We start from the raw sequence: 8,208 nt of genomic DNA on the forward strand, positions 1-8,208 counted from the left end.
GTGTTTCCTTTATCTCAGTTGGAGCGCTCCAGGCCATACGCCGCTGACCAGGGCGCTTGCGCTTTTCTTATTTATATAATAATACGGAGCAATAGTAGCAATGTCAAGAAAGTTTTACGACCTTCCTAAATGTTTTTTTAACTTTCTGACATCCCCCATTGTGATCCCGAATTCGGATGCAAGCTCAATGGAGGATGCATGCTGCTCCTTTTGAATAAAATCGTGAAAATCCACTCCGAAAAGGCGTCCATCCATTGTTTGTCCATTCATTCCTTTATCACTCGACCTCATCCATCATTCACCTCTATCTTTTTTTCTATTATTTCCATGAAAGACGAAAAACTTGCATGTGAAAGTCATTTTGATGGTCTATGTTGGACTTTTTTAACAATTAAGGAATGAATTTCTCTCCGTTTTACGGTAAAATAAAAGGCGAAGGAGGGTACCGATGAATAAAAAGATTTTTCAATTGTTCGTAGCAATCATTCTAGTATTCGGAGCTTTCCTGCCACAAGGAAAAAGTAGTGCTGCAAGTGAATCGCTGACAATTTCCACTGATGCCGTCAATGTTCGCGGCGGCCCAGGGCTGAGTTATCCCCTTGTAAAAATAGCCAAGAGGGGCGAACGGTATTCGATTGTGAAAGAGAAAGATGATTGGTTTGAGATTCAGTTACCATTTGGCAAAACAGGCTGGGTTGTCAACTGGCTTGTTACCAAAGAAAATCAGCAAAAGACTGCAACAGCTGCCACAACACCTATAACCACAAGCTCCATCGCCAAAGCGAAAACAGATCAGTTAAGAATTCGCTCGGGTCCTGGGACAAGCTTCCAGATTGTCGGGTTCTTAAATAAGGGACAAGAAGTCACGATCCTAGATCAAAATGAAAACTGGTACAAAATCACCTCATCCTTTGGTGTAGGCTGGGTTGTACGAGACTTTTTAGAGAGTAAAACCGTTAAACAGGAAAATACACCAACACTAACGCCATCCACTAGCACGGGTACAGGCGTGGTAAATGGCGATACATTAAATGTTCGAAAAGAACCATCCGCCACAAGTCCGATCACCGGAAAACTGACCAAGGGAACGAATGTAACTATCTATTCCAAACAAAACAATTGGGTGGAGATTGGCTTTGCATCTGTGAAGGGGTGGGTAAATTCTGAGTTTATTGACACGAAAACGGATACCTCCAAGGATTCCCCTAAGAAAGTATTGAGTGGAATCAATGGGAAAGTAACAGCAGGCAGTTTGAGTGTCCGTGCCGGCTCTTCATTGGATTTCAACATTATCGGCACCGTGACCCAAGGACAAAGCTTTGCTATTTTAGAGGAAAATAATAATTGGGTAAAGATAGAATACAAGTCTGGTAGATTTGGATGGGTTGCCGGCTGGTACCTTGATAAAACGACGGGGACATCCCCATCTGGGACACCTCAATCTGGACAAGCTCAGAAGGAAAGTACAATTACCATCTTACATAACGGAACAAATATCCGAAAAGAAGCAAATGTCCAATCAGATGTTGCTGCACTAGCAAATGAAGGTGATACTTTTGCCGTGAAAAGGATTATCAATGATTGGTATGAGGTAATACTGAAAAACGGAAATACGGGGTATGTTGCCGGTTGGATTGTATCAATTGATGGCACGAACCCGCAAATTCAGAAATTAGGAGCCGAAAGCTATCTTAAAAATAAAACCATTGTATTGGATCCCGGCCATGGTGGCGGGGATAACGGGACAACTGGCGCAAACGGAACTTTAGAAAAGGAACTGACCCTTCGAACAGCCCGGCTATTGTCTGATAAATTAAGGGCCGCCGGTGTAACGGTCTACCTAACAAGAAGCAATGACTCTTTTATACCTTTGCCATCCCGTGTGAGTGCTGCACAAGCCTACAATGCTGATGCCTTCGTCAGCCTGCATTACGATAGCAACGAAGATCGCAGTGTTCGCGGCATGACCGGCTATTACTATCACAATTATCAAAAAACGCTTGCGGATACACTATTTGCCTCAACAGTCGGACAAACCAAATTAATAGACCGCGGCGTGAGAATTGGTGATTTCCATGTCATTCGCGAAAACAGTCAGAAGGCAGTTCTTATGGAGCTGGGCTATCTTAGCAACCCTGAGGAAGAAATGACATTAAACTCAAGCGGATTCCAAGAAAATGCCGCATCCGGTTTATATGACGGATTGGCAAGGTTTTTTAAAAATTAAAAAAGAGCTTGGCACCTAACTGAAAGGGCCAAGCTCTTTTTCATACCTTACTCTCTAGAATTAACGTCACAGGGCCGTCATTGACTAATTGGACATCCATCATCGCACCGAATACCCCTGTTTCAACGTGAATCCCTTTTTCGCGCAGCAGCCCATTAAACGCCTCATATAGCTTAATTGCCTGCTCTGGTCTCGCTGCCCCGATAAAACTAGGTCTCCGCCCCTTACGGCAATCCCCGTAGAGGGTAAACTGGGAAACAGAAAGGATTTCACCGCCAACATCCAATAAAGACAAATTCATTTTTCCCTCTACATCTTCAAAAACTCTTAAGTGAGCAATTTTATCAGCTAAATAGGCCGCATCCGCTTCTTGATCTTCATGTGTCACACCGACCAGTAGGACAAACCCTTTAGTAATCTGCCCCGTTACTTCCCCGTCTACGGTTACTTTGGCATCCTTGCTCCGTTGAACTACTACTTTCATCTCTTACACACCTTACCTTAATTCATAATCCGGCGAACCGAATAAATATCTGGAATTTGTTTAATCCGTTCTACCACCTTTTGCAGGTGGTTCACATTGTGAATCGCAATAGACATACTGATTGTTGCCATTTTATTGCGGTCCGATTTCCCGGTAACAGCAGAAATATTCGTTTTCGTCTCATTAACGGCTTGAAGGACTTCATTCAGGAGCCCTCTGCGATCGTAGCCGCTGATTTCAATGTCAACGTTATACTCTTTTCGATCATTTAAGGAAGTTTCCCACTCAACCGGGATTAACCTTGACTGGGCATCATTGGAATCAATGTTTGTACAATCGGAGCGGTGAACAGAAACACCGCGACCCTTTGTAATAAAACCAACAATTTCGTCCCCTGGAACCGGATTACAGCATCTTGACAAACGAATTAACAGGTTGTCAATCCCTTGAACGCGAACACCGGATTCCCGTTTCTTATTTGAAGGAAACGATTTTAAATCTGAAATCACATTTGTAATGCTCGCGGACTGTTCTTGGTCGCGTTTTTTACGCCATTTCTCGGTCAACCTGTTTGCAACCTGCAGGGCCGTTACACCATTATAACCAACCGCGGCATACATATCTTCTTCACTGGAAAAATTAAATTTATCCGCAACTTTTTTCAGATTATCTGCTGTTAAAATTTCTTTAAGTTCGAATTCCATATTGCGGATTTCTTTTTCGACAAGCTCTTTGCCTTTAATCACATTCTCATCACGGCGCTGCTTCTTAAAGAAGGCACGAATCTTATTTTTTGCCTGTGATGTTTGCGCGAGCTTCAGCCAATCCTGACTAGGGCCGTAGGAATGTTTAGATGTAAGAATCTCAATAATGTCGCCAGTTTTAAGCCTGTAGTCTAACGTCACCATTTTTCCGTTCACTTTCGCACCGATTGTTTTATTACCGATTTCCGAGTGAATCCGATAGGCAAAATCAATTGGTACAGAACCGGAAGGTAATTCAATCACATCGCCTTTCGGTGTAAAAATAAACACCATATCGGAAAACAGGTCGATTTTCAATGACTCCATAAACTCTTCGGCATTGGCCGTATCATTTTGGAATTCGAGAATTTCCCTGAACCACGTAAGTTTTTGTTCGAAGGTCGAGCTGTCGCTAATGGTCTTGCCTTCTTTATATGCCCAGTGTGCCGCAACCCCGAATTCAGCAATCCGGTGCATTTCATACGTCCGAATCTGCACTTCCAAAGGGTCACCTTTCGGGCCAATCACGGTTGTATGCAGGGACTGATACATATTCGGCTTTGGCATGGCGATATAATCTTTAAACCTTCCCGGCATTGGCTTCCAGCAAGTATGGATAATTCCAAGGACGGCATAACAATCTTTAATGCTGTTGACCACAATTCGAACAGCAAGCAAGTCATAAATTTCACTGAATTGCTTATTTTGCAGCACCATTTTTCGATAAATGCTATAAATATGCTTCGGACGACCGGAAAGCTCAGCTTTGATCGAGACCTCACCCATCCGCGCTTTGACTTCCACGATGACATCTTCTAAATATTGCTCTCGTTCGGCACGTTTCTTCTTCATTAAGTTTACAATCCGGTAATATTGCTGCGGATTTAAATACCTTAACGCAGTATCCTCTAATTCCCATTTTATCTTAGAAATTCCAAGACGATGTGCTAAAGGTGCAAAAATTTCAAGTGTCTCATTCGAAATCCGACGCTGTTTTTCTACGGGAAGATGTTTCAGTGTCCGCATATTATGCAAACGGTCGGCAAGCTTAATCAGAATAACCCGGATATCCTGTGCCATTGCCACAAACATTTTCCGGTGGTTTTCCGCCTGCTGCTCTTCGTGAGATTTATATTTAAATTTTCCTAACTTTGTAACCCCATCGACAAGCATGGCCACTTCGTCATTAAAAGCTTCCTCAATATCCTTTAAGGATATATTCGTATCTTCCACTACGTCATGGAGAAAACCAGCAGCAACCGTTGCCGGATCCATCTCCAGGTCTGCCAGGATTCCTGCAACCTGTATGGGATGAATGATATACGGCTCTCCCGATTTTCGATATTGTTCACGATGAGCATGTTTCGCATATTCATATGCTTTACTGACTAATTCAACATGCTCTTCATTTAAGTATTTTCTCGTCTTGTCGATGACTTGGTCGGCTGTTAACACTTGATCATTCGCCATGAAATCACCTTTATTTTCATCTCAATTTTATTTATATAAATGTTTTTGGGTAAACAAATCGTTCCTAATTTAGAATGATTGTATCTATTATCAGAAAAAAAAGCCAAGATGTAAAGAGATTGTGACCTTTTTTCTGCAAATTATGAAAAAAAGAGTCGAATTTTTTTATTATATAAAGAGAGCACTCTTCTTGAGTGCCCTCCTGCAGTATTTAATAGTGCATCAATGTTAAAACATCATAGCCGTCAAGCTTTTTACGGCCGTCTAAATAACTTAACTCAACTAAGAATGCAATCCCAGCGACAACACCGCCGAGTTGTTCCACTAATTGAATCGTCGCTTCAATCGTCCCGCCAGTTGCTAACAAGTCATCGGTAATTAACACGCGCTGACCAGGCTGAATCGCATCTTTATGAATAGTTAGAACATCTTTTCCATATTCGAGTCCGTAGCCAACTTTGATCGTTTCCCTCGGAAGTTTCCCGTCTTTACGGACTGGAGCAAAACCTACTCCAAGCGAATAGGCAACAGGACAACCGATAATGAATCCACGTGCTTCCGGACCCACAATGATATCGATTTCTCTCTCTTTTGCATACGAAACGATTTGATCTGTTGCATATTTATAGGCTTCACCATTATTCATTAACGGGGTGATATCCTTAAATTTAATTCCTGGCTTCGGCCAATCGGGTACGATTGTAATAAATTGCTTTAAATCCATTCTGTAATTGCCTCCTCAGTTTCAACTGACTCCTGAATAACTTGATCGAACCAGCCTTTTAATTCCTGAAAGGATGAGAACAATAAATCCCTTTCAAGTGCATATTGGTTCTTTTTGGTTTGATAGGTTCTCGAGTCAGCTAAATCACGCTTCTGCGCTCCGGTTTTCAATGTAATAAATCCATTGTTTATTGTAACAAAATCCAATTCAGAAAACACCTTTGACATAAAATAAAGCGTTTCTTGTGACCAGCCGCGGTGCTTAGCAATGACGTCACCATGTCGTTTTAAATCAATTGGGCCATTTTTCATAAGATACGCATAGTACCATTTAAAATGGTCGCGAGTTGGAACCGTGCTGAAAAAGTCACTGGATTCTTTATAAAAATAAGCATAAATCCTTGATGGCTGTCTTCCTTCTAATAAAACTTTAAGGATCTCTTTGGATGGCGGGAAATCGACTAGTGCGATATTCGCCTTGTACCCATCAAATGCCTTTGCCTCATCGAGATTTTGAATGAGAATCGACTCTGCTTTCAAATCGGCATTTATTTTTTCAAAATGGTCCTTATTAAAAAGGATGAATTTCCTGTTTTCAACTGGTACGGTGTGTGCCATGCTCTTGATTCGCTTCTGTCCACGATAATCAAATAACTGCCATGATTCAACCATTAGATCATGGATAAAAATTTGCGGTTTACGTATATTGTTCCATTCATTAATCGATAATTCCCCGATTAATGAAATTTTTGAGGCAGGTGAAATTTGGTCAGCCAAAGCACCCAAACCAAACCCTATCCCATCAAGGTTTGCACTACCATCATTTACAATAACCTTTAGATGTTTTTGCTCATTGCCAATTTTTCTCATATTAGCAAGATCCACGTTTTTTATTAAAACTTTTGGCTTAGGATTGTCCATGCCAAAAGGAGAAAGCAAATTCAATTCTTCTAATGACGATAAATGAATATCTCCAAGCTGAATTTCTTCGTCAAGATAGGTAACGGGAATAAAATCCTCTGCCGTCAACTGCTCTTCTGCAAGCAGATTTAATCTTGTCCGAAGCTCGACAACATCTTCAAGCTTTAATGTCATTCCTGCAGCCATCGGATGCCCGCCAAAGTGAGGGAGTAATTCCCTGCAGGTTGATAGATTTTTAAATAAATCAAAGCCGGCAATACTCCGTGCCGAGCCCTTTGCTACCCCTTTTTCCGGATCGTAGTTCAATACAATCGTCGGCCGATAGTATTTTTCTACAAGCCTGGAGGCAACGATACCAATAACGCCAGCATTCCAGCCTTCCTTGCCAATGACAAGAACCTTATTCGTGACTGTTGGAAAGTTCTTTTCAACCTCTTCGATGGCTTCCTCGGTAATGGTATTAACGATGGCTTGCCTTGTTTTATTCAAAGCGTCCATTTCTTCCGCTAATTGCTGTGCCTCTTCTGGGTCTTCGGTCAAAATCAGTTGGACGGCTAAATCGGCATCTTCTAATCTACCGACGGCATTAATCCTCGGTGCAAGCGTAAAGCCAATTGTTTCTTCATTAATTCCCAAAGGGTCGACCCCAGCTAATTTAAGGATCGCTTTAAGTCCAATATTTTGCGAGGCTTTCAATTTTTCAAGGCCTTTTTTGGCTATTAGGCGGTTTTCGCCTTTTAATGATACTAAGTCAGCTATCGTCCCGATAACGGCAATTTCAAACAAATGCTCTGGTACTTTTCCGTAAAGAGCTTGAGCTAATTTAAAAGCAACTCCCACCCCCGCCAGTTCCCGGAATGGATAAATACTTTCAGGAAGTTTTGGGTGTATAATCGCAAGTGCTTCCGGTAAAACCGGCCCAGGTTCATGATGGTCGGTAATGATGAGGTCAATTCCCAGTTCTTTCGCAACGGTTGCTTCGTGGACGGCTGATATTCCAGTATCCACAGTAATAATCAACTTTATTCCATTTTCCGCTGCCTGTCGGAATGCCGGTTCATTAGGGCCATATCCTTCAGTAAAACGATTTGGGATGTAAAACTGGACATTGGCACCCATATCGCGAAGTGTGATCATTAATACCGATGTACTGCTTACACCGTCAGCATCATAATCCCCATATATAAGAATCGGTTCATGTGCTTCAATCGCTTCCCGTATTCTATTAACGGCAAGATCCATCCCTTTTAATAGGTAAGGGTCGTGGAATCCATCCTTTTCAAATAAAAAATACCGTGCAGACTCTACGGTATCCAAGCCGCGATTGACAAGCAATGACGCAACTAAAGGTGTTATTTTCAATTCATTTGCCAGCATATTGACTATGGTTTCATCAGAACTGCGAACAATCCATCTTGTTTTTGACTGTAACATTTGTTTGTACACCCCTCAGACTTATTCATTATACAGGAGTGATAAAAACTCTTCAATAAAAAGAAAAACCGCAGATAAACTGCGATTTTTAAAAAAATGAATTTATACTTTGTACTTTGATAACTGTCTAGCTCCAGCGCCTAGGGGCTCGGGGTCATAAGCCAATCCGTCAAGAAGGTTAAAGAGCAACCTTCTCGCCGGCTCGT

General features: G+C 41.8%; 6 protein-coding genes. 1 reads left to right on the plus strand and 5 read right to left on the minus strand.

Annotation, left to right across the window (positions count from 1 at the left end):
- Positions 1 to 114 precede the first annotated feature (114 nt).
- Complete coding sequence (locus BABA_RS27760; RefSeq protein WP_007087705.1) at positions 115 to 291, minus strand: hypothetical protein; 177 nt, start codon at positions 289 to 291, stop codon at positions 115 to 117.
- Positions 292 to 448: 157 nt separating this feature from the next.
- On the opposite strand from BABA_RS27760, the gene BABA_RS23220 reads away from it, so the two are divergent.
- A complete protein-coding gene (locus BABA_RS23220; protein ID WP_007087706.1) occupies positions 449 to 2,227 on the plus strand; it encodes an N-acetylmuramoyl-L-alanine amidase family protein in 1,779 nt (592 codons plus the stop codon).
- A gap of 40 nt (positions 2,228 to 2,267) precedes the next feature.
- Here the strand turns inward: BABA_RS23220 and dtd are convergent, their stop codons facing one another.
- The 4 genes from dtd to recJ form a co-directional block, all read right to left on the minus strand.
- Positions 2,268 to 2,711: a D-aminoacyl-tRNA deacylase gene (gene dtd / locus BABA_RS23225; RefSeq protein WP_007087707.1), complete on the minus strand. Its 444-nt coding sequence runs from the start codon at positions 2,709 to 2,711 to the stop codon at positions 2,268 to 2,270.
- Positions 2,712 to 2,728: 17 nt separating this feature from the next.
- Positions 2,729 to 4,924 carry a RelA/SpoT family protein gene (locus BABA_RS23230; RefSeq protein ID WP_007087708.1) on the minus strand — a complete coding sequence of 732 codons (2,196 nt, stop codon included), beginning with the start codon at positions 4,922 to 4,924 and terminating at the stop codon, positions 2,729 to 2,731.
- Between the two features lie 211 nt (positions 4,925 to 5,135).
- Complete coding sequence (locus tag BABA_RS23235) at positions 5,136 to 5,648, minus strand: adenine phosphoribosyltransferase (RefSeq protein WP_007087709.1); 513 nt, start codon at positions 5,646 to 5,648, stop codon at positions 5,136 to 5,138.
- On the minus strand, positions 5,639 to 8,002 hold the full coding sequence (gene recJ, locus BABA_RS23240) for a single-stranded-DNA-specific exonuclease RecJ (protein WP_007087710.1): 2,364 nt from the start codon (positions 8,000 to 8,002) through the stop codon (positions 5,639 to 5,641). The genes BABA_RS23235 and recJ overlap by 10 nt, the downstream gene beginning before the upstream one ends.
- Between the last annotated feature and the right edge of the window lie 206 nt (positions 8,003 to 8,208).

The sequence above is a fragment of the Neobacillus bataviensis LMG 21833 genome (assembly GCF_000307875.1).
Lineage (GTDB): Bacteria > Bacillota > Bacilli > Bacillales > Cytobacillaceae > Neobacillus > Neobacillus bataviensis.

What these genes read in the sequence shown, in the direction of transcription:
- BABA_RS27760 (WP_007087705.1), bottom strand. Translation starts at nt 291, where the DNA reads ATGAGGTCGAGTGATAAAGGAATGAATGGACAAACAATGGATGGACGC.
- BABA_RS23220 (WP_007087706.1), top strand. Translation starts at nt 449, where the DNA reads ATGAATAAAAAGATTTTTCAATTGTTCGTAGCAATCATTCTAGTATTC.
- dtd (WP_007087707.1), bottom strand. Translation starts at nt 2,711, where the DNA reads ATGAAAGTAGTAGTTCAACGGAGCAAGGATGCCAAAGTAACCGTAGAC.
- BABA_RS23230 (WP_007087708.1), bottom strand. Translation starts at nt 4,924, where the DNA reads ATGGCGAATGATCAAGTGTTAACAGCCGACCAAGTCATCGACAAGACG.
- BABA_RS23235 (WP_007087709.1), bottom strand. Translation starts at nt 5,648, where the DNA reads ATGGATTTAAAGCAATTTATTACAATCGTACCCGATTGGCCGAAGCCA.
- recJ (WP_007087710.1), bottom strand. Translation starts at nt 8,002, where the DNA reads ATGTTACAGTCAAAAACAAGATGGATTGTTCGCAGTTCTGATGAAACC.